At 61.2% G+C, this 18,999-nt stretch carries 18 protein-coding genes; 4 read left to right on the top strand and 14 right to left on the bottom strand.

Annotation, left to right across the window (positions count from 1 at the left end; translation table 11 throughout):
- Positions 1-11: 11 nt before the first annotated feature.
- The 13 genes from WM94_RS28315 to WM94_RS28260 all read right to left on the bottom strand — a co-directional run bounded on the left by WM94_RS28315 (position 12) and on the right by WM94_RS28260 (position 12,663).
- Entirely contained in the window at positions 12-1,718 is a 1,707-nt protein-coding gene (locus tag WM94_RS28315) for a ParB family protein (RefSeq protein WP_061552693.1), read from the bottom strand.
- Position 1,719: 1 nt separating this feature from the next.
- Complete coding sequence (locus tag WM94_RS28310) at positions 1,720-2,070, bottom strand: Arc family DNA-binding protein (protein ID WP_061552692.1); 351 nt, start codon at positions 2,068-2,070, stop codon at positions 1,720-1,722.
- Positions 2,071-2,081: 11 nt separating this feature from the next.
- Positions 2,082-3,086 (bottom strand): nucleoid-associated protein YejK, encoded by a 1,005-nt coding sequence (yejK, locus tag WM94_RS28305; RefSeq protein ID WP_061552691.1) that lies wholly within the window; start codon positions 3,084-3,086, stop codon positions 2,082-2,084.
- Complete coding sequence (locus tag WM94_RS28300; RefSeq protein ID WP_061552690.1) at positions 3,086-3,319, bottom strand: hypothetical protein; 234 nt, start codon at positions 3,317-3,319, stop codon at positions 3,086-3,088. The genes yejK and WM94_RS28300 overlap by 1 nt, the downstream gene beginning before the upstream one ends.
- Positions 3,312-3,839, bottom strand: coding sequence for a hypothetical protein (locus tag WM94_RS28295; RefSeq protein WP_061552733.1), 528 nt, complete (start codon positions 3,837-3,839; stop codon positions 3,312-3,314). Before WM94_RS28295 ends, WM94_RS28300 begins: the two co-directional genes overlap by 8 nt.
- Complete coding sequence (locus WM94_RS30000) at positions 3,829-4,017, bottom strand: hypothetical protein (protein ID WP_082810667.1); 189 nt, start codon at positions 4,015-4,017, stop codon at positions 3,829-3,831. The genes WM94_RS28295 and WM94_RS30000 overlap by 11 nt, the downstream gene beginning before the upstream one ends.
- The gene (gene dnaB, locus WM94_RS28290) at positions 4,014-5,360 is read right to left on the bottom strand and encodes a replicative DNA helicase (protein WP_061552689.1); all 1,347 of its coding nucleotides are present in this window, start codon (positions 5,358-5,360) and stop codon (positions 4,014-4,016) included. Before dnaB ends, WM94_RS30000 begins: the two co-directional genes overlap by 4 nt.
- Positions 5,357-6,055: a DUF2786 domain-containing protein gene (locus WM94_RS28285; RefSeq protein WP_061552732.1), complete on the bottom strand. Its 699-nt coding sequence runs from the start codon at positions 6,053-6,055 to the stop codon at positions 5,357-5,359. Before WM94_RS28285 ends, dnaB begins: the two co-directional genes overlap by 4 nt.
- Before the next feature lie 5 nt (positions 6,056-6,060).
- On the bottom strand, positions 6,061-6,813 hold the full coding sequence (locus WM94_RS28280) for a hypothetical protein (RefSeq protein ID WP_061552688.1): 753 nt from the start codon (positions 6,811-6,813) through the stop codon (positions 6,061-6,063).
- A complete protein-coding gene (locus tag WM94_RS28275) occupies positions 6,806-7,690 on the bottom strand; it encodes a ParA family protein (protein ID WP_061552687.1) in 885 nt (294 codons plus the stop codon). Before WM94_RS28275 ends, WM94_RS28280 begins: the two co-directional genes overlap by 8 nt.
- 375 nt (positions 7,691-8,065) lie before the next feature.
- Positions 8,066-9,025: a cation diffusion facilitator family transporter gene (locus tag WM94_RS28270; protein WP_061552686.1), complete on the bottom strand. Its 960-nt coding sequence runs from the start codon at positions 9,023-9,025 to the stop codon at positions 8,066-8,068.
- A 155-nt stretch (positions 9,026-9,180) separates the two neighbouring features.
- Positions 9,181-11,244 carry a methyl-accepting chemotaxis protein McpU gene (gene mcpU / locus WM94_RS28265; RefSeq protein ID WP_061552685.1) on the bottom strand — a complete coding sequence of 688 codons (2,064 nt, stop codon included), beginning with the start codon at positions 11,242-11,244 and terminating at the stop codon, positions 9,181-9,183.
- Between the two features lie 66 nt (positions 11,245-11,310).
- Positions 11,311-12,663, bottom strand: coding sequence for an APC family permease (locus tag WM94_RS28260; protein ID WP_013973798.1), 1,353 nt, complete (start codon positions 12,661-12,663; stop codon positions 11,311-11,313).
- A 447-nt stretch (positions 12,664-13,110) separates the two neighbouring features.
- On the opposite strand from WM94_RS28260, the gene WM94_RS28255 reads away from it, so the two are divergent.
- Both WM94_RS28255 and nadA read left to right on the top strand, forming a co-directional pair.
- Positions 13,111-14,619 carry a YdgA family protein gene (locus WM94_RS28255; protein WP_061552684.1) on the top strand — a complete coding sequence of 503 codons (1,509 nt, stop codon included), beginning with the start codon at positions 13,111-13,113 and terminating at the stop codon, positions 14,617-14,619.
- A 277-nt stretch (positions 14,620-14,896) separates the two neighbouring features.
- Positions 14,897-15,955: a quinolinate synthase NadA gene (gene nadA, locus WM94_RS28250; protein WP_003254747.1), complete on the top strand. Its 1,059-nt coding sequence runs from the start codon at positions 14,897-14,899 to the stop codon at positions 15,953-15,955.
- A gap of 118 nt (positions 15,956-16,073) precedes the next feature.
- On the opposite strand, the gene WM94_RS28245 is transcribed toward nadA, so the two are convergent.
- Positions 16,074-17,510: a M48 family metalloprotease gene (locus tag WM94_RS28245; RefSeq protein ID WP_061552683.1), complete on the bottom strand. Its 1,437-nt coding sequence runs from the start codon at positions 17,508-17,510 to the stop codon at positions 16,074-16,076.
- A 122-nt stretch (positions 17,511-17,632) separates the two neighbouring features.
- Here WM94_RS28245 and WM94_RS28240 point away from each other — a divergent pair, with 122 nt between their 5' ends.
- A complete protein-coding gene (locus WM94_RS28240) occupies positions 17,633-17,872 on the top strand; it encodes a sulfurtransferase TusA family protein (protein WP_004375233.1) in 240 nt (79 codons plus the stop codon).
- Positions 17,873-17,891: 19 nt separating this feature from the next.
- The gene (locus WM94_RS28235) at positions 17,892-18,962 is read left to right on the top strand and encodes an AI-2E family transporter (RefSeq protein WP_015271461.1); all 1,071 of its coding nucleotides are present in this window, start codon (positions 17,892-17,894) and stop codon (positions 18,960-18,962) included.
- Positions 18,963-18,999 lie beyond the last annotated feature (37 nt).

Raw genomic sequence — 18,999 nt, 5'->3', positions numbered from 1 at the left:
TCATCGGGTGTTCAGTTGCCCTGGGCTTCCGGGGACCGTTTGAACTCTTCGATTTCCAAGTCGATCAACCGGCGAGCCAGTCGAATGATGCGGAACAGTTTGATCAGCGCGCCGTCGCTCAAACGGCCGTCGTCTCCTGGAGACTGTTCAGCACTCAGGGGCTGGCCCAGCAGCAGTTGGCCTAAGCCGGCGGCAAATTCAAACTCAGCTAATGCGCTGGCAGGATCTGGTTGCTCGTTCAGCATCTTCAGGGCGATAGCCGTGGCCCCGCTCAATGCCTGAAGCAGTGTCATGGTATGTTGAGCTGTTGCAGTGACTTCGACATCGGTGTTGGGCTGTTTGTACTTGAAACCAATCCCGCCATCGATTGCCTGGATATCGCCTGGGCCGTTGACGGACTCGAGAATCTCCACTGCCAGCTGGGCTACCTGGTTGCGCAATTCTGCAGCTTGGTCAATCTGCCGCTCGATGTACCAAAGGTCTGTGATGGGGTGCAGTCCGCCGGCCTGTACGGGGATGGCGACCAGACAGTTCGCGTTGAAATCGGGCAGGGTTTCCCCACTGAGGGCGGCAACCTTCGCTTTGGTCTCGATCACCCGCTGGCTGAGGTTCGCAGGGGACGCAATGTGTCCTGCAATTCGTTCCTGCTGTTCCTCTGGTGTGAGTGAAGCTCCCGGTGCTGGAGCAGCAGGCTGTGGTGGTGTCTGCGGAGGCTGCTGCGAGCGACCAGTACCTTCCGATGGTTGTTGCGATGGCGGAAGGGTGGAGCCTGCCCCAGTGCCTGGCGCAGGCGCGGGTGGAGTAGACGTCGAACTGGTTATCGGCAATTCAACTACCGGCGTTGAGCGACGAAGCCTGTCCTGCTGTTGAGTGATTTCCAGCAGAATGTCCTCATAGCCCAACGGCAGCGATTTTTTCATCGTGCCAATGAGCTCGTCTTGAAAACGCTGGAACAGGAACTCTTCTGCCTCGCCTTCGAACTGGGCAAGGACGTCCTGGAACAACATCTCGAAGTCGACGCCTTCATTGCTGTAGTGCTTTTCCCAGCAGGCCAGCGCGGACTTCCTTAACGACAGTATTTTCTCGATCTGTGGTTTGCCGAGACCGTTATAGAGGAGAGCAGGTACGGCAGGGAGCAAGTGCTGAACGGTGTCTAGCATCCTGCTGATATGAGAAGGAGAGATTGGGTATCCGTCCTTCGTCAGACGGCGAGAGAGTTCTCGAATCCCAATCACCTCCCCACTCTCGGATTCATACAGCGCTTTTGCGTTCCCCACACCCACGGCGCGTTCGATGAACTTGAGTTCACCCTTGAGATCCTCAGCCAAGTGGCCGGTGAGCATGATGATCTCGCCGCGGGCTTGGTCCCAAGGGCGGAACAAGAAATTGATCGTCTGGAACTTGGGATCACCAGTCTCCTGAAACAACTCCTTCAGAATCGTGAGGCGAGTGTTGCCACCGTTGCGGATCCGGAACTTCTCCTCACCCGGACGGCGTGTAATCGGCGGGGGGGTGTCGAGGCCCCGGTTGCGAATCGATTCCTTGAGCTCGTCGTACCGAGGATTGCGTGTGGTCCGAGGGTTGTCCTCCCAAGGGAGAACAACGTCGATGCTGAGCACCATGGGCGTATCAGCGATAGGGTCGCTCATAGCAGCGCTGGAGCCTGTGGGGCTGAAGCCTGGAGCGAGGAGTTTGGCTTTAAGGTCTGTAGCAGCCATATCAAGCTCCTACCGCAGCAGTGTGGGACATCGCCAGTGGAGTTTGCATGCGGATCAGGTGCAACACCTCCTGGATATCGTCCTGTGTAGGAACGGCGTTTTGCAGCAGGCGATCGATGACCCGGTATGCGCGGGTCAGCTCGGCTTTCAACTCTTCGGCATTGATGGAACCGTCCAGTATTTGCTGGGCCGGCTCGAACTGGGTGTTCAGTAGTGACTGTTCGAGGCGATCGATAATCTCGCTGTTCATGGACCGGTGGTTCTTGCGGGCCACTTCAGCGACTTGCTCACGCATGCCATTCGGCAGGCGTACCACGAATTTGTCAGAGGTGCGGGAATTGGTTGCGTTCATTGGGGGGCTCCTTACTGGCGGCGCTTGAGTTGGTCGGTGAGCTGAGTGGGCAGGTTCTTGATCGTCAGCGAGCCGGTGTCGGCGTCGTAGGTGACGTTGGAACCGAGGAGGTGCGCCTCAAAACTGATCGACAGACCTTCGGCGCGGCCGGTGAAACGGCGGAACTGGTTGAGCGTGCGCTTATCGGCCGGGATCTCCGGTGATAGGCCGTAGTCGCTATTGCGGATGTGGTCGTAAAACGCCTGAGGACGGTCTTCATCGAGAGTCTGAGACAGCTCTTGAAGAGAAAGGGGCTGCCCCAGCTTCGTTTGGGTGGTGGCATAGTCGAGCAGCGCGTGGGTTTTCTCCCGGGCGCTTTCTTCTGGGAGATCTTCTTTCTCGACGTACTCGGTGAATGCCTGGAGAAGCGTGCGGGTTTCACCTGGCCCGTCGACGCCTTCCTGGCACCCGATGAAGTCGCGGAAGTAGTCCGAACTCTTCCTGCCGTTTTTGCCTTTGACGAAAGAAATGTACTGCTTCGAGTTTGGATTGTTGCGCCACTCGCTCAGGTTGATCCGGGCAGCGCAGGAGAAGTTGCTGGTGTCCAGGTAGCGAGAGACCACAACATTGAGATCTCCGTCGAGGCTTACAGTCTCGACCTGCTGGAGGACGGCGATCATCAGGTATTGCGTCATACCCTGCTGGTAGTGGCTGAAGAGAACGTGGCCACCGATGGACAGTCTGACTTCTTCCATCAGCTTCTGCAGATGCTCAACCGCTAGACGGCTGAAGCTGGTGAAGTCTTGCTGCTCCTCCAGGTACTGCTTCAACCAGCCGCTGAACGGGTAGGCACCCGATTCTCCATGGAAGAAACCCCACGTTTTGCCTTGCTTGGCGTTGTAGTTGTCGTTCAGGTCACCCTGGAGATTTTCGATGGCATCGGAGGGGGGCAGCTCAGTTTCACGCGCGTGAAGGACGGCGGGGCTGCCGTCGGGCTGCTTGTCGAGGTAATGAACAATTGCGTGTCGGATCGGCATTATTGAATCCCCCGGGAGATGCTGTTTTGGGCCTCGGCACGGCGGAGCAGCGCCCGAGTATTACGCTCGGTTCGACGGTCGCTGGGTGTGCAGGACGTGAAGATTGGTGTGAAGCCGGACTTGCTGAACTTCAGATGTCCGCTGTTGGAGCGGGAGAGAGTCCAGCCTTCGGAGAGGGCGAATTCGGCAAGCCGGCGAACACTGTCGTGCGCGCCGCGAAGTAGGTTACGCATTGACTCCGGCCTCCTTCTGGCAAAGTGCATTACCGGCCTGGATAGCCACGATTTCCGGGCTGCCGCCGGGATATTGGGTGGCCAGGTCGGTGAGGAATTCACGTGCGGTTTCGCGCGGTCCTGGAATGCGGAAGACCACGGTGAAGTGATGGGCCTCGTCCTCGGAGCTTGTCAGATGAGGGGTTACTGCCACCTTCATACCGCAGCTCAGGAGGTGCCTTGGTACCCATACGGACCAGAAGTAGTTGGTCAGCAGCGCTGGTTGGCTAAGAAGGGTCGCTGCCAGCGTTCCAGCATCAAGGCTTTCCAGCTCGATGTACTGCAGCCGTGCAAGCTCTTGCAGAGCCTCATTCAGCTCAACAGGCACCGTGGTTTCACCGAACTGGGTGAGCCGTGAGACAACCTGGCCGAGAGCATCCAGCCAAACCGCGTTTACGCCAGACTGGTGCGCGAATGCCAAGGCCGATTGGTCGGTGTTTGCGATCGCAGGGATCGAAGGGTAGATCTGCTCAGCCTGCATTGGGTACCTCCGAAAGAGGATCGAGGTCGTAGCTGCCGCAGACCGGGCATACCAGGACCTCTGCCTCACCTTCAGGGGTGTGCTCGGCAGGATGCACCTGCCGTACTTGATGCAGCGCGAAGTGCCGGCCACAGCTACGGCAGCCATGGGTAATCGGATAGGGTTGCATGGGCGTCATGCGGCAGCTCCTTGCCAATGATCGGCAGTGAGGTTTGCGAATCGGGTTTGGTTGGCGATGAAGGCTGCACGGACATAGCCCACGGGGCCGTTGCGGTGTTTGCCAATGATCAGTTCGGCGATGCCTTTGAGTTCGGTGTCCTCGTTGTACACCTCGTCCCGATAGACAAAGACGATGAGGTCCGCATCCTGCTCGATAGCCCCGCTATCCCGTAGATCAGCATTCACTGGGCGCTTATTGGGCCGGCGCTCGAGGTCACGATTGAGCTGGGAGAGGGCCATGAAGGGGCAGTTGAACTCCTTCGCGATCCCCTTGAGTGATCGGGAGATTTCGCTGATTTCGTTGACCCTGTTTTCCTGGCCTGGGCTCCGCATGAGCTGCAGGTAATCCGCCATGATCAAGCAAGGCTTCCCGAAGCGCCGGCTAGCACGTCGAACCTTGGCCCGCATAGCGGCAGGGGTCAGGTTCGCGCTGTCGTCGATGACCAGTCGGTTGCCGTAGGTGTTCATGCGATGGACGGCGGCGGATAACTTGGGCCAGTCCTCGTCCTGCAACTGACCGGAAAGGAGCCTGCTCAGGTCGATATGGCCCAGAATGGCCAGCATTCGATAGATCAGGGCCTCGGTAGGCATCTCCATACTGAAAACCAGCACGATCTCATCAGGCGCATTAGTCAGCGCGGCATCGACGATGCTCAAGCAGAAAGAGGTCTTGCCCATGGAGGGGCGCGCGCCGACGATGATCAGATCCGCTGGCTGCAGGCCGCGCGTCATCTCATCGAGATCAGTAATACCAGTTGGCACGCCTGTTACGGTCACATGGCCATTAAAATTGGCGTCGATCTTGTCGACGACAGAGAGCAGTGCCTCGTTCATGTTGGCGAATTCACTTACCACACGACCTTCGCCAAGCTTAAAAAGCTTTTGCTCGAGCGTGTCCTGGACCTCTGTCGCATCAGCGGCGATTTCAGCCGCATCCCTGGTCCCCTGGAAGCACAGGGACATGATGCGGCGTAGGTGGGCCCGGTTGCGCACGATCTCGGCATACGACTGGATATTCGCTACAGACGGGGTGTTCTTGGCCAGTTCTGCTAGGTAGGAAAGCCCGCCAACCTCCTCGGGTACGGCCATCGCCTCGAAAATCGTCACTACGTCGAACGGGCTGTTTCTCTCGGACAGTTCCTGGATGGCAGTAAAGATCAGCCTGTGTTCCGACCGGAAAAAGTCGTCAGCCTGCAGTAGTTCACCGACAAGATCCCAGGCTTCATTGTCCAGCATCAGTCCGCCCAGGACTCCTTGTTCGGCCTCGATTGAGTGAGGTGGGGAAAGGTTCAGATCGGTCATCTGGCACCTCCATGGGAAATCGCTGGCTGTGCACTGCGGCCAACCCCACGGTGAAGCTGAGCGCGCTGGCCTTGCTGAATGCCCGCTTGCAGCGAGCTACGGTCGTGGCCTTTGGCTTCGCTTGGCGCGATGTTGAAGCGCTTCAACTGTGGGTGATGTAAGCTCAAGTAAGCATTGATGTCAGCCTGTGTCTCAGGATCCAGGTCACCGGCAAACTCCCGAACTTTGTATGCCACTGCACCGATCCAGCCTTCGGCAAAGAGCTGACCACGACGACGTTTGGTTTTCAGCTGGCAGCGCTTTTGCTGCGCTACATGTTCGCGACGTGCCTTCTGCAGCTGCAGGATGAGACTGCTGTAGGCATAAGCAGCCATCTCAGGACCGATGCCCTTGCCCAAAAACTTGAAGCAGTAGCCTTTGGAAGGGTGGTAGTAGGAAAGATGACTGCAGTCGAATGCAGCAGCGCAAACGGCTGCGAGCGAGTGCTGCCAATCTGTGGGCGAGCGCCGAGTTTGCGTTGCCATGCTGGCTTCTTCGACCTGGCTGGCTCGGAGCTCATCGGACTCGATGTTGTACTCCGCCATCAGGACGCGGGCCTGGCGCAGCGCGATTGCAGCTTCATTGATATTCGCCCCGGGGTTGTTCGCCAGGGCCATCAGCTTGGTGACTTTGTCGAGGACCTTCTGCTTGTCCATCGTGCTCATGCCTGGCCCTCCTGCCTATTCGCTGCAGGCACCAGGGCCTCTTCCCAGAGGCGCAGTGTCTCGCGTTCGTCTGCTGTCAAGACAGCCAGGGCAACTGCTTCTGCCACCTTCTCCTGCAGGAGTCGCAGGCGTTCCTCAACCGATGAACCATCGTCATAAGCAAGGTGGCTGGTCAGGTCGCTGATCATGAAGTACCGGAGTGATCTGACATTCCCGACCCGGTGTTGCTCTGCAGAAATCCCATACAGTCGATCAGGTATCTTCAGATCATCTCTGATGTAGAGGTTGAACTCGGAAGGGTTGTATGACATATGGAACTGCCGCGCCCGATTCAGGATGAGTGCAGCTTTGAGCGTCTCCAGCAGTTCTGCAGGGGTTTCGGTGGGTAATGGGAATGTGCGGGCAACCAGCTGCTTCGACAGTGCGTCCCGCGCATCCTGGCGGCGTTTCGTTTCTTTTTCGGATCGAACGCGCCGTTCTTTCGCATGGGTTACAGCGTGACCGACCGATTCGACGATCTTCGCTGCGTTGAGGAGCTGATAGCATTCCTCAGGAGCCAGCAGCGCACCGAGGTTTGCGACCAGGCCGCCTCCTCGCTGGCTGCCGTTGGCAAGGTTCCGCAGCTCCGTGACAGTGGAGGTGAGTTTGGTCTGAATGCCCCGCAGATCTTTCGAACTGTGCAGGCGAGCCAGTCTAATTACCTCGTCCACTGTGACGCCCATGGCATGGGCCGAGGTGGGCTTAGTCACGGCGGGCCTCCTTCACAATCTCGGCGACACGCTCTTCGGTCATTGCTTCGAAGCGGTCTGTCCACTCAGGGAAGACCTCGATCGCCAAACTACGGATGATGCTTAGCGCCGCTGGTGCCTTACGGTTGGAGGGTTGGCGGTATTCGAGTCTGTGCGCTGGAGTGCCCTTGCTTGCAGCTTTTCTCAAGCTGTTAGCGTCTGGAATGACGGTTTGTAAAACGGTGACGTCAGGGCTGCCGTCGAAGATTTCGCGGACCGTGTGGTGAATCTCACGGGCGTCGACGGTTTCATTCAGTCCGTTGATGACGATGTTGATGTGCGGGATTTTGAGGCCGAGACGAGCGTAACTCCGCAGTCCGTCCATCATGTGGATGGTGCCGCGGTTGAATTCCCGTGCAGCCAGCATTTCGGGGGGGAGGGGGGAAAGGATGGTATCGGAGGCGAGTACAACCATTTCTAACATGGCGCTGCGGGCGCCTTGGGTATCTACGATGATCAAGTCGTAGTCGGCATCGAATGCCGCCATCAGGTTTGCCAGCCTTAATCTGCCGTCAGGGGCCTGCAGTATGAGGTTGTTCAGTTGATTGTTGGCGTCGTTCGAAATGATGACGTCGAGGTTTTTGATCGACGTCCGGGAGACGACCTTGTCCCGGCTGTTTTCGTTGAACGCGAGCAGCTCGAGAATGCCGCCCGGTGCTGTGTATTCCAGTGGGTAGTATGAGGACGTGGAGGGCTGGACAGGGTCCAGATCGATGAGGAGTGTGCGCAGACCTGCGTCAGCAGTAAATGCTCCTAGGTTTGTCGACGTTGTGGATTTGCCGGTGCCGCCTTTGGTGGAAACCGCGCCTGCTCGTTTTGCTTTCTTCGGGTGTGACATTACCTTGCCTCTAATGTGGGTTTCATTAGAAGCAGCGGTCCTAGAGCGCGCCCGGACAGGGTTAGATTCCCTTCCTAGCTATCCATCTCCAATTGTCTTTTAACCAATTGGTCGTAGGTTCGAATCCTACACGACCCACCATATGCAGTACGTCAAAGCCCGCTACCGGCAACGGTGGCGGGCTTTTTCGTTTTCCGTTGGCCGAGTTTTATTGCTCGGTTTGCGCGATCGCTTGTAGGAGCGGCCTTGCGTCGCGATCGGGCTGCGTAGCAGCCCCAGCAATTTGTGCGTTTTTGCTGAAACCCTGGGGCTGCTGCGCAGCCCGATCGCGACGCAAGGCCGCTCCTACAGGGGGCTGTGCAGACTCCAGATGTCTTACTCAGCCCACTCCGGATCCCCGGTAAACACCACCGTCAGCCAGCGGTCCGGCCCTTCACCACCCACGGCATCACCGATCTCGTTGCGCCACGCATCCCATTCATCAATGGTTTTCGCGGCCATGGCCTTCGGCACGATGAAATACAGTTCGATCTCCCGCGAGCGCCCGACCTTGGCCACATAGGCGCGGTACGACTGCAACCCATGGCGTGCGACGAAGGCCTTGGCGACTTCATCCACGTGCAGCTTGAGGTCGCCAGGGGTCACCAGGAAAATTTCCGACAGGGCCTGGCGCACCACCGACATCGGCAACGGCACGATCACCAGGCAGACCAACGCCAGCACCGCCGGGTCGATATACGGCGACACCCACTCCAGCGATGTGCCTTGCACCGCATAGCCAAAGCAGAAGGCGATCAGCAGCGCGGCGGTGATGCTGGCCGACATCACCCAGCCCTTGACGTCCATGCGCACGAAGTCCGAGCCCAGCTTGCGGTTGGCGCGGGCCTCGACAGCAGCGATGGTCACGCAGGCGATCACGGTCAGCACCGCGTAGACCATGGCGATGCCGAACTCCAGGTGGCGCCCGCCTTGCAGCAGGCTGCTGACGGCGTTGATCAGCGCATAGATGGCCACGCCGCTGAGCAGGATGCCGTTGAGCGCCAGCACCATCGGCTCCAGGTGCCAGAAGCCCATGGTGAAGCGCTCACGCAACTTGCGTGACATCTGCACGCTGGTGGTGTGCGCGGTAATCAGCCTGACCACCACCAGCGACAGCCCGCTCATGCTGGCATCGACCAGCGAATAGACGCCGTCGAACACGATGGAGAACGAGCCGGAGGCCAGGCCGAAGGCGATGCCGATGACGGCGATGAACAGGGTGACGGCGATCGAGGTGCGTAACAGGCCCTGTTCGCTGCTGATGTCGAAGAAGGTGGGGCGAGTCGGGTTTTGCATAGGTTGTGCTCGATAAAATCAATAATGCTGTATTGCCTGTTGGGGCCTCTTCGCGGGCTCGCCCGCTCCCACAGGGTATGGCGCCACCCCGAAGGGCTGGGCAATTCCTGTGGGAGCGGGCATGCCCGCGAAGAAGGCGCACTGGCCCTGACAGGTTAGACGCGGAACTGCTCCATCAGCGCCTGCTGCTGGTTGGCCAGCCGGTTCAGGGCCTGGCTGATCCGCGCCGACTCATCAGCCTGGCCTGCCAGCGATTCGGTCACATCGCGAATGCCGGCCACATTGCGGTTCACCTCTTCGGCTACGGCGCTCTGCTCTTCAGCCGCCGAGGCAATCTGCAGGTTCATGTCGCTGATCACTGCCACTGCCTCGCCAATACGTTGTAGCGACGGCAGCGCCTGTTCCATCCGCGCGGCGCTGTCCTGGGCCTGGCGCTGGCCTTGCTGCATCGCGCCCACCACATCCTGGGTGCCTTGCTGCAAGCCTTCGATGACCTGGCGAATTTCCTCCACCGACAACTGGGTACGCTGGGCCAGACCACGCACTTCATCTGCCACCACGGCAAAACCACGCCCGGCTTCGCCTGCACGGGCGGCTTCGATGGCGGCGTTGAGCGCCAGCAGGTTGGTTTGCTCGGCAATTGTGCGGATCACTTCCAGCACCGATCCGATCTGCCCGCTGCGGCCTTCCAGCGCGCGCGCCTCGTCCATGGCGGTGTTCATGCCAGCGGCCAGGCGGTCGATGCCCTGCCGGGTGCTGTCGATCAGCTGCAGGCCCTCGCGGCTGGCTTGGTCGGCAGCGCGTGCGGCCTGGGCCGCCTGCGAGGCGTTATGGGCGACATCCAGGGCGGTGGCGCTCATTTCATTGGCGGCGGTGGCCACCTGTTCGATTTCGCGGTGCTGTTGCTGCATGCCGCTGCTGGTCTGGCTGGCGATGGCTGCCGACTGGTCAGCGGTTCCGCGGGCTTCCTGCAGTGAGCCTTTGACCTGGGCTATGACTGGCTGCAGCTTGTCGAGAAAGCGGTTGAACCAGCCGGTAAGCTGGCCCAGTTCGTCCTGGCGGGCATACTCCAGGCGGCGGGTAAGGTCGCCTTCGCCGCTGGCGATGTCTTCCAGGCGCGCGGCCACGGCCAGGATTGGCCGGGTCACCCCGCGTGCAGTCAGCCACACCAGCAGCAAACCGACTACCGCAGCGCCCAGGCCAACCAGCAGGCTGGTTAGGTTGGCGCTGTGGTTGTGCGCATCCAGGCGCTGATTGAGGGCGACGGCAGGCGCCTGCAGCACACTTTCCGGCAGTTCCAGCAATACCTGCCAAGGGGCTGCATCAGGGATTGGCGTGAACGGGTGGGCAACACGCAGCAGGCCGTCGGCTACCGCCTTGTCCATCGGCTCGCCGAGCTTGCTGTCGTCGCGGCTGTTGCCGGCCAGCAAACCGGCCGCGCTGGCGATACTGACCTGGCCCTGGCCGTCGAACAGCTCCCGGCGGCCGTCCACGCTCAACTGCTGCAGGTTGGCCAGGCCGATGTCCAGACCGACCACGCCGACCACCTTGCCGTGCTCCAGCAGCGGCAGGGCGATGCTGGTCATCAGTACCTGGCGGCCATTCACCTCGTCGAGATATGGCTCGAGCATGCAGGTTCTGGCGGTGTCCTGCGGGCAGGTCAGCCAGCGGTTCTTCGCTACCCCGTTGCTGCCGATGCTGGCGTCTCCGAGCATCGATTCCGGCATGGCTTCAAGCTCCAGGGTGCCGGGGCTGGGTTGTGACCAGTACAGCGAGAAGCGCCCGCTCTCATTGCTGCCCATTGCATCCTGGCCGAGGTACTGGCTGTCCGGGTCCAGTGCGTTGGGCTGGAACACCAGGTACAGGCCGATCACATCCGGGTTGCCCGCCAGGCTGGCGCGGGCCTGGCGCGTCAGTTCGGCGCGCAGGTCGTTGCCGCCACGGGCCTTGAGCACCTGCACCAGGCGGGCAAAGCCATTGCCGTACTGGTAGGCGTCCATGAAATAGCGCTGGATGCGCAGGGCCTGGGTTTCGGCATGGGCCTGCAGGCGCAGGCGTGCGCTGCTGTCGAGCATTTCGGTATTGGCCTGGTTGACCAATGCCGCGCTGCGCCGCGCCTGGGCCAGCGATGTGGTTACCAGCAGGGCGACGATGGCCAGCAGGCAGAGGCCGGTGAGCAGGGTGATCTTCCACTGGATGGAGAGGCGACGCAGCGGCATGAGGGCTTTCCTTTTCGAGCAAATGCAACGCCCGCGATCAGGCGCGGGCGTTGTCGGCAGCATGGGTCATTCAGCGATGTAGTTGGGTGGGGAGTCCCTGAAGGCTTTGGTCAGCCAGGCCAGGTACAGCAGGCCGAGCAGTGCCCAGACGCCACCGAACAGCAGCGAATGTGCGTTCAGGTCCAGCCACAGCGAGACGATGATGCAGAAGCCGATGGTGGGTGCCACCAGGTATGTCAGCTGGTTGGCCAGGCCCTGGCGCCTGCCTTCACGCAGGTAGCAGTGGTTGATTACCGACAGGTTGACGAAGCTGAACGCGACCAGTGCACCGAAGTTGATGATCGAGGTGGCGGTGACCAGGTCGAAGAAGATCGCCGACAGCGAAATCAGCCCCACCACCGCAATATTCAGCACTGGCGTCTTGTAGCGTGAGTGCAGGCGGGCGAACAGGCTGGCCGGGATCACGTTGTCGCGGCCCATCACGTACAGCAGGCGCGACACGCTGGTCTGCGAGGCCAGGCCCGAGGCGATGGTGTTGATCACGGTGCAGGCGATGAAGATCGACTGGAACAGCTTGCCGCCGACGTACAGGGCGATTTCCGGCAGTGCCGCTTCCTGGTCGTGGAAACGGGACATGGTCGGGAAGTAGGCCTGGATGAAGTACGACACGGTGATGAACACCAGGCCGCCAATCAGGGCGGTGAGGAAGATCGCGCGAGGGATGGTCTTGCCCGGGTCGCGGGTTTCTTCGGACAGGCAGGTCACCGCGTCGAAGCCGAGGAACGAGAAGCACAGGATGGTCGCACCGGCGGCCAGGGCGCTGAGCTGGGTCTGATTGTCGGCGAACGGCAGCAGGCTCCAGGCGGTACCTAGCCCTTCACCCTGGTCCAGGCCGCGCACGCACAGGTAGATGAACACGGCGATGATCGCCACCTGCACGGCCACGAACAGCAGGTTGAAGTGCGCCACCAGGTTCACGCTGCGCATGTTGATCAGGCTGATCAGGGTGACGAAGCCAGCCACCCACATCCACTCCGGTACTTCCGGGAACATGGCCGAAAGGTACAGCTTGGCCAGCAAGGCGTTGACCATTGGCAGCAGCAGGTAGTCCAGCAACGACGACCAGCCGACCAGGAAGCCGACGTGCGGGTTGATCGCGCGCTGTGTGTAGGTGTAGGCCGAGCCCGACTGCGGGAAGCGCCTTACCAGGGTGCCGTAGCTCACGGCGGTGAACAGGATACCGGCCAGTGCCAGGATGTAGGCGCTGGGTACGTGGCCGGCAGTAATCCCGGAAACGATGCCGAAGGTGTCGAACACGGTCATCGGGGTCAGGTAGGCCAGACCGATGATGATCACGTGCCAGAGACGCAGGGTTTTACGGAGTTGGCCGTTGCCGGAAGCGCTGTGGTCAGGCTGCATGCTGGCATGGCTCCTGCGGCTGGGCGTAAACGGCGGGCACGGTGTACTGCGCATGCGGCAAGGGCGAGCGGGTGGGCTCCATGTTGTTCACCTTTATTGTTGGAGCAGCGGGGGGGCGCGGGGGAGCGCGCAAAGTGGTGAAAATAAAAAACGATGGGTAGCTTGGTGTCAAGTTAAACATGACAAGATGTTGCTGGATTGAAATATTTATCGATTAAAGTGGGGTTTTGTTCGGTTTTTGCGCGTTTTTTTGCGGTTATGATCAATTTTGATGTTCGCAAAAATTAACGAATGCCGGTCTCCCTTGGCAGGTCTGTCAGGCGTTTCCCAAAAACCGGATTTATCGAGCCTGGCCAGCGCCAGGGCTGGGCGGCAGTGGTACTCTTGGCGTCCTGTGTGGCCCTTGGCCGCCTACGAAGCCCATATGGACAGCAATCGGTTCTATTCATGAAGAAATCAGTTGGCATCCTTTCCGGCCTGGCTATCGCCATCGCCGTCGCAACCACCGCTGGCGCCTGGTACACCGGCAAGCAGCTGCCTGCGGAGCTGGACAACGCCCTGGTCCGCAGCAACGCGGAACTCAAGAAGGCCCTGGTGAGTACCGGTGGCAGCATGAGCATCGAACGGGTATCGCTGGAGCAGCATTTCTTCAGCAGTACCGCCCAGTACCGGCTCAAGGCCCGCGATATCAACCTGGGCGAAGGCGAAGTGGTGAGTTTCGACGTTGGCGTGACCGACCAGATCGAGCACGGCCCGTTCCCCTGGTCGCGGGTAAAGGCACTGAAGCTGATGCCGGTGCTGGCAGTCAGCAACAGCACGCTGCAGAAGGACGACGCCACCGCGGCATGGTTCGCCGCAGCGGGCGAGCAGGCCCCGGTCAGCGCACAGACCAGCCTGGGCTACGACGGCAATGTGGTCAGCCAGGTGCACCTGGCCCCGGTCAAGCTCGACGAAGCGGATGGCAACAGCCTCGACTTCTCGGGCATGCAACTGCAAGTCAGTGGTGACCAGGAAGGCAAGGCCTCGAGCTTCCACGGCCAGGCCGATCGGTTCGTGATGAAACTGGTACGCGATGACCAGCCGCCTGCCACCTTCGAGCTCAATGGGCTGAAGGTCGGCGGCCAGCTGGCGGCCACCGCGCACGAGGCCATCTACGTGGGCAACGTCGACCTGGCGCTGGCCGAAACCAAGGTCACCCTGGGGCCGAAACAGCAGGTGCTGGTGGTCAAGGGGCTGGAGCAGAACGCCCTGCAAACCCTTGAGGGCCCGGATACCGTGGGTGGCCGGGTGGAGTACAAGGTCGGGGATATCACCTGGGATGGCCGTGCGGTGGGCAAGGCGCAGATGGCGGTGAGCATCACGTCGGTCAACGCGCCGGCGCTACAGGCGTTGTCGACGTGGTACCAGGCGCACCTGCCGGAATTCGAGGCCGCAGCTGCCGCTGGCCAGCCGGTGCCGGAAATCCAGATGGACGATGAGGAGAAGGCCAGGTTCCAGGGCGAGCTGCAGAAACTGCTGGCTGCCAAGCCCCGGGTGGCGGTGGAAAACCTGTCGTTCAGGACTGCCAATGGTGAAAGCCGCTTCGACCTGTCGATGGGCTTCGCCGCCCCGGCCAGCTTCGACCTGCCGCCTGACCAGTTGAGCAAGCAACTGATCACCGAGGTGAAGAGCAAGCTGTCGTTGTCCAAGCCGATGATCGGTGACCTGGCAACCTTGCAGGCACTGCTGGATGGCCAGACCGACGCCCAGGCCATTGCCATGCAATCGAGCCAGGCCGGGGAAATGGTCGGCATGATGGCGCTGCAGAGCGGCATGGCCACGGTGCAGGGCAATGATGTGGTGAGCAGCCTGCACTATGCCGACGGCATGGTCGACTTCAACGGCAAGAAGATGACCGTGGAAGAGTTCGCGATGCTCATGGCCTCGCACCTGGCGGCCCTGTCGCCGCAGGGCTGATCGAAAGCCTGTACCGGCCTCTTCGCGGGTAAACCCGCTCCCACAGGAGTTTGGCAGACGCTGTGGGAGCGGGTTCACCCGCGAAAGGGCCAGTGCAGGCAACACAAAAACCACTTTAGAATTCGCTGGATTGTCTGTAGCCTTCGGCCTCCGATAATAATCCGCGCCCGCAGAGGGCCGTGGCGGCCTTTGTGCCGTCCGGCACCCTTAGCCGATCTGTCAGGGCCGGGTGATACACTCGATTTGACGCGCGCACGCGCCTGCAGGTCCAGCGATCATGACCCAGATTTCCGAACGCCTGTTGGTTCAGGCCCACCTCGACGCCAAGCAGCCAAACCCGCTGACAGCCGAGCAGGAGGCCGAATACCGTGCGGCCATCGCTGCCGAGCTCAAGGCCCAGAACGCCGTGCTGGTCGCCCACTATTACTGCGACCCGGTCATCCAGGCGCTGGCCGAAGAAACCGGCGGCTGCGTGTCCGACTCGCTGGAAATGGCCCGCTTCGGCAAGAACCACCCGGCCGAAACCGTGATCGTTGCCGGCGTGCGCTTCATGGGCGAGACGGCGAAAATCCTCACTCCTGAAAAACGCGTGCTGATGCCTACCCTGGAGGCCACCTGCTCGCTCGACCTGGGCTGCCCGGTAGAAGAGTTCTCAGCCTTCTGCGACCAGCACCCCGAGCGCACCGTGGTGGTCTACGCCAACACTTCTGCAGCCGTGAAGGCCCGTGCCGACTGGGTGGTGACCTCGAGCTGCGCGCTGGAAATCGTCGAAAGCCTGATGGACAACGGCGAAACCATCATCTGGGGCCCGGACCAGCACCTGGGGCGCTACATCCAGAAGCAAACCGGTGCCGACATGCTGCTGTGGGACGGTGCCTGCATCGTTCACGAAGAGTTCAAGTCACGCCAGTTGGCCGACATGAAGGCGCTGTACCCGGATGCGGCGATTCTGGTGCACCCCGAGTCGCCTGAAGCGGTGATCGAGCTGGCCGATGCGGTGGGCTCCACCAGCCAGCTGATCAAGGCTGCCCAGACCCTGCCGAACAAGACCTTCATCGTTGCCACCGACCGCGGCATCTTCTACAAGATGCAGCAGCTGTGCCCGGACAAGGAGTTCGTCGAAGCCCCCACCGCCGGTAACGGCGCGGCGTGCCGCAGCTGCGCGCACTGCCCGTGGATGGCGATGAACACCCTGGAGCGTGTGCTGGATTGCCTGCGTAATGGCACGAACGAGATCTTTGTCGACCCGGCGCTGGTGCCGAAGGCGATCAAGCCGTTGAACCGGATGCTGGACTTTACCCAGGCAGCGCGCCTGAAGTTGTCCGGTAACGCCTGAGATTACTGGGGCCGCTCTGCGGCCCATTCGCAGCACAAGGCTGCTCCTACAAGAGATCACATTCCCTTGTAGGAGCAGCCTTGTGCTGCGAATGGAGCGCGAAGCGCTCCCTCAATATTCAGCGCCCCATCATTTCCTGAACCATGCGCTTCTGCTCCATGATCTCGCGCTGGCGCTGGTCAATCTGTGCTGCCAGCGGGAAGTTCCCGCCCGACCGGCGCTTGGCGTAATCCAGCTGCTGGATGGCCTGGTCGAAATCGCCCACCAGGGTGAAGTACTCGGCCCGCGCCCGGTGCAAGCCAATGGTATTGCCCGAAAGGCCCCGCACTTCGGCCATGTCGTACCACACGTCCGGGTCATCCGGCCGGCTCTTCACCAGTTCGTTCAGCACCTTTTCCGCCTCGGCGGGCTTGTTCAGCTTCACCAGCAGATCGGCACGCACCTGCTTCAGCGGGTAGTTGCCCGGGTACAGCCCCTGCATGCGTTCAGCACGCTGCTGCGCATCCGCCAGGCGGTTGTTGGTGATGTCCAGGTCGATCTGCGCCAGGTTGTAGGTAATGTCGTTGGGGGCCTTGGCCAGCAGCGGCTTGAGCAGCTCGCGCGCCTCGTTCAGCTGGCCACCTTTGATCTGCGCCAGGGCTAGGCCGTAACGCGCGGCGTCCAGCTTGGGGTCTTCGTCCAGTTGGGCGCGGAAGCGTTTGGCCGCCAGCCCCGGGGTGCCTTCGTAGGTAAGCGCCACCCGGGCACGGATCAGCTGGTAGCGCATGCTGTCCTCGATGCCGCCCTTAGGTGCCTGCTCGGCACGGTTGCGGGTGTCGGCGATACGCGACTCGGTTACCGGGTGGGTCAGCAGGAATTCCGGCGGCTTGGCGTCGTAGCGGTACTGCCGGGCCAGGCGCTCGAACATGGTCGGCATGTTGCGCGGGTCGTAGCCGGCCTTTTCCAGGTTCTGGATGCCGATGCGGTCGGCTTCCTGTTCGTTCTGCCGCGAGAAGCGCCGCTGTTCCTGGATCGCCGCCGCCTGGGTGCCGGCGATCACACCGATACCGGCATCACCGCCGCCACCGGCCGCCAGCACGATACCGGCCAGCAGCGCCGCCATCATCGGCAGTTGCATGCGCTGCTGGGCCTCGACGCCGCGGGCGAAGTGGCGCTGCGACAAGTGCGCCAGTTCGTGGGCCAGTACCGAGGCGTACTCGCCTTCGGTCTGGGCGTTGAGGAAGAGCCCGCCGTTGACCCCGACGATGCCGCCGGGGGCGGCAAAGGCGTTGAGCTCACGGCTATCGATGAGGATGAATTCCAGGCGGCGGTCCTGCAACTGGCTGGTTTCGGCCAGGCGGTACACGCTGGTCTCGACGTAGTCCTTCAGCTGCGGGTCGTTGAGCTGGTTGACCTGGCCGCGCAGCAGGCTCAGCCAGGCACGGCCGAGCTGGTGCTCCTGTTGCGGCGAGACGATCGCGGAACTGGCATCACCCAGTGATGGCAGGTCGTCAGCATGGCCGGGAAGGGCCAACAGGCAGGCCAGCGTCAGCAGGGTAGGGCGCAGTAGATTCATGCATGAAGCTCGCGTCGGTCAAAGATACCTACTGTAGCGGGCTCACACGTTGGCGACCAGTGGCGCTATCCTAGCCGGCCAAATCCAGATACAGCCTGGTAATGCCTTTGGAGAGTTCCGCAATGAGTGAAACCCTGACCTGTGACGCCGAACTGGACGCCAGCGGGCTGAATTGCCCTTTGCCGCTGCTGAAGGCCAAGATGGAGCTCAACCGCCTGGCCAGCGGCGCGGTGCTCAAGGTAATCGCCACCGACGCCGGCTCCCAGCGCGACTTCCGCACTTTCGCCCAGTTGGCCGGTCATACCCTGCTGCGGGAAACGGCCGAGGCCGGTACCTACACTTACTGGCTACGCAAGGCCTGAGTCTTTCCAAGGATCGTCAATGTTCAAAGTGCTTCGCGACTGGATGCAGCGCTACTTCTCCGATGAGGAAGCGGTGGTGCTGGCGGTCCTGTTGTTCCTGGCTTTTACTGCGGTACTCACCCTGGGTGGCATGCTTGCGCCGGTGCTGGCGGGCATGGTGCTGGCGTTTCTGATGCAGGGGCTGGTCAATGCCCTGGAGCGCTTGCGGGTACCCACCCGGTTGGCGGTGATGCTGGTGTTCGCCCTGTTCATGGGCGCGCTGGCGGTGTTCATGCTGGTGCTGGTGCCACTGCTTTGGCACCAGTTGATCACCCTGTTCAACGAGCTGCCGGGCATGCTCGGCAAGTGGCAGTCGCTGCTGTTGCTGTTGCCCGAGCGCTATCCGCACCTGGTGTCGGACGAGCAGGTGCTGCATGCCATCGAGTCGGTGCGGGGAGAAATCGGCAAATTCGGCCAGTGGGCACTGACCTTCTCGTTATCGAGCCTGCCGCTGCTGGTCAACGCCATGATCTATCTGGTGCTGGTGCCGATCCTGGTGTTTTTCTTTCTCAAGGACCGCGAACTGATCGGCCGTTGGGTCAGCGGCTACCTGCCACGTCAGCGCAGCCTGCTGAACCGGGTGGGCAGCGAGATGAACCGGCAGATCGCCAACTACATCCGCGGCAAGGGCATCGAGATCCTGATCTGCGGCATTGCCACCTACATCGCCTTCATCAGCCTGGGGCTCAACTACGCCGCGTTGCTGGCGCTGCTGGTGGGGCTGTCGGTTGTGGTGCCTTACGTGGGCGCGGTTGTGGTGACCGTGCCGGTGACGTTGATCGCACTGTTCCAGTGGGGCTGGGGTGACCAGTTCATCTACCTGATGACGGTGTACGCGATCATCCAGGCGCTGGACGGCAACGTGCTGGTGCCGCTGCTGTTCTCCGAGGCGGTGAGCCTGCACCCGGTGGCGATCATTTGCGCGGTGTTGCTGTTTGGCGGGTTGTGGGGGTTCTGGGGGATCTTCTTTGCCATCCCGCTGGCGACCTTGATCAAGGCCGTGCTGGATGCCTGGCCGCGGCAGGAGCCTAGTGTGTCACCGATGCTGTAATTTTGGGGCTGCTTTGCAGCCCATCGCGACACAAGGC

This window comes from Pseudomonas sp. ABFPK (genome assembly GCF_001586765.1).
GTDB lineage: Bacteria > Pseudomonadota > Gammaproteobacteria > Pseudomonadales > Pseudomonadaceae > Aquipseudomonas > Aquipseudomonas asiatica.
This window is presented reverse-complemented; position numbering and strand designations above follow the sequence as displayed.

Bases quoted from the DNA above. Each gene is read 5' to 3' on its own strand.
- WM94_RS28245 (WP_061552683.1), bottom strand. From the start codon at position 17,510: ATGAATCTACTGCGCCCTACCCTGCTGACGCTGGCCTGCCTGTTGGCC.
- nadA (WP_003254747.1), top strand. From the start codon at position 14,897: ATGACCCAGATTTCCGAACGCCTGTTGGTTCAGGCCCACCTCGACGCC.
- WM94_RS28310 (WP_061552692.1), bottom strand. From the start codon at position 2,070: ATGAACGCAACCAATTCCCGCACCTCTGACAAATTCGTGGTACGCCTG.
- WM94_RS28260 (WP_013973798.1), bottom strand. From the start codon at position 12,663: ATGCAGCCTGACCACAGCGCTTCCGGCAACGGCCAACTCCGTAAAACC.
- WM94_RS28275 (WP_061552687.1), bottom strand. From the start codon at position 7,690: ATGTCACACCCGAAGAAAGCAAAACGAGCAGGCGCGGTTTCCACCAAA.
- WM94_RS28315 (WP_061552693.1), bottom strand. From the start codon at position 1,718: ATGGCTGCTACAGACCTTAAAGCCAAACTCCTCGCTCCAGGCTTCAGC.
- dnaB (WP_061552689.1), bottom strand. From the start codon at position 5,360: ATGACCGATCTGAACCTTTCCCCACCTCACTCAATCGAGGCCGAACAA.
- mcpU (WP_061552685.1), bottom strand. From the start codon at position 11,244: ATGCCGCTGCGTCGCCTCTCCATCCAGTGGAAGATCACCCTGCTCACC.
- WM94_RS28300 (WP_061552690.1), bottom strand. From the start codon at position 3,319: ATGCGTAACCTACTTCGCGGCGCGCACGACAGTGTTCGCCGGCTTGCC.
- WM94_RS28295 (WP_061552733.1), bottom strand. From the start codon at position 3,839: ATGCAGGCTGAGCAGATCTACCCTTCGATCCCTGCGATCGCAAACACC.
- WM94_RS28285 (WP_061552732.1), bottom strand. From the start codon at position 6,055: ATGGACAAGCAGAAGGTCCTCGACAAAGTCACCAAGCTGATGGCCCTG.
- WM94_RS28255 (WP_061552684.1), top strand. From the start codon at position 13,111: ATGAAGAAATCAGTTGGCATCCTTTCCGGCCTGGCTATCGCCATCGCC.
- WM94_RS28270 (WP_061552686.1), bottom strand. From the start codon at position 9,025: ATGCAAAACCCGACTCGCCCCACCTTCTTCGACATCAGCAGCGAACAG.
- WM94_RS30000 (WP_082810667.1), bottom strand. From the start codon at position 4,017: ATGACGCCCATGCAACCCTATCCGATTACCCATGGCTGCCGTAGCTGT.
- WM94_RS28240 (WP_004375233.1), top strand. From the start codon at position 17,633: ATGAGTGAAACCCTGACCTGTGACGCCGAACTGGACGCCAGCGGGCTG.
- WM94_RS28235 (WP_015271461.1), top strand. From the start codon at position 17,892: ATGTTCAAAGTGCTTCGCGACTGGATGCAGCGCTACTTCTCCGATGAG.
- yejK (WP_061552691.1), bottom strand. From the start codon at position 3,086: ATGCCGATCCGACACGCAATTGTTCATTACCTCGACAAGCAGCCCGAC.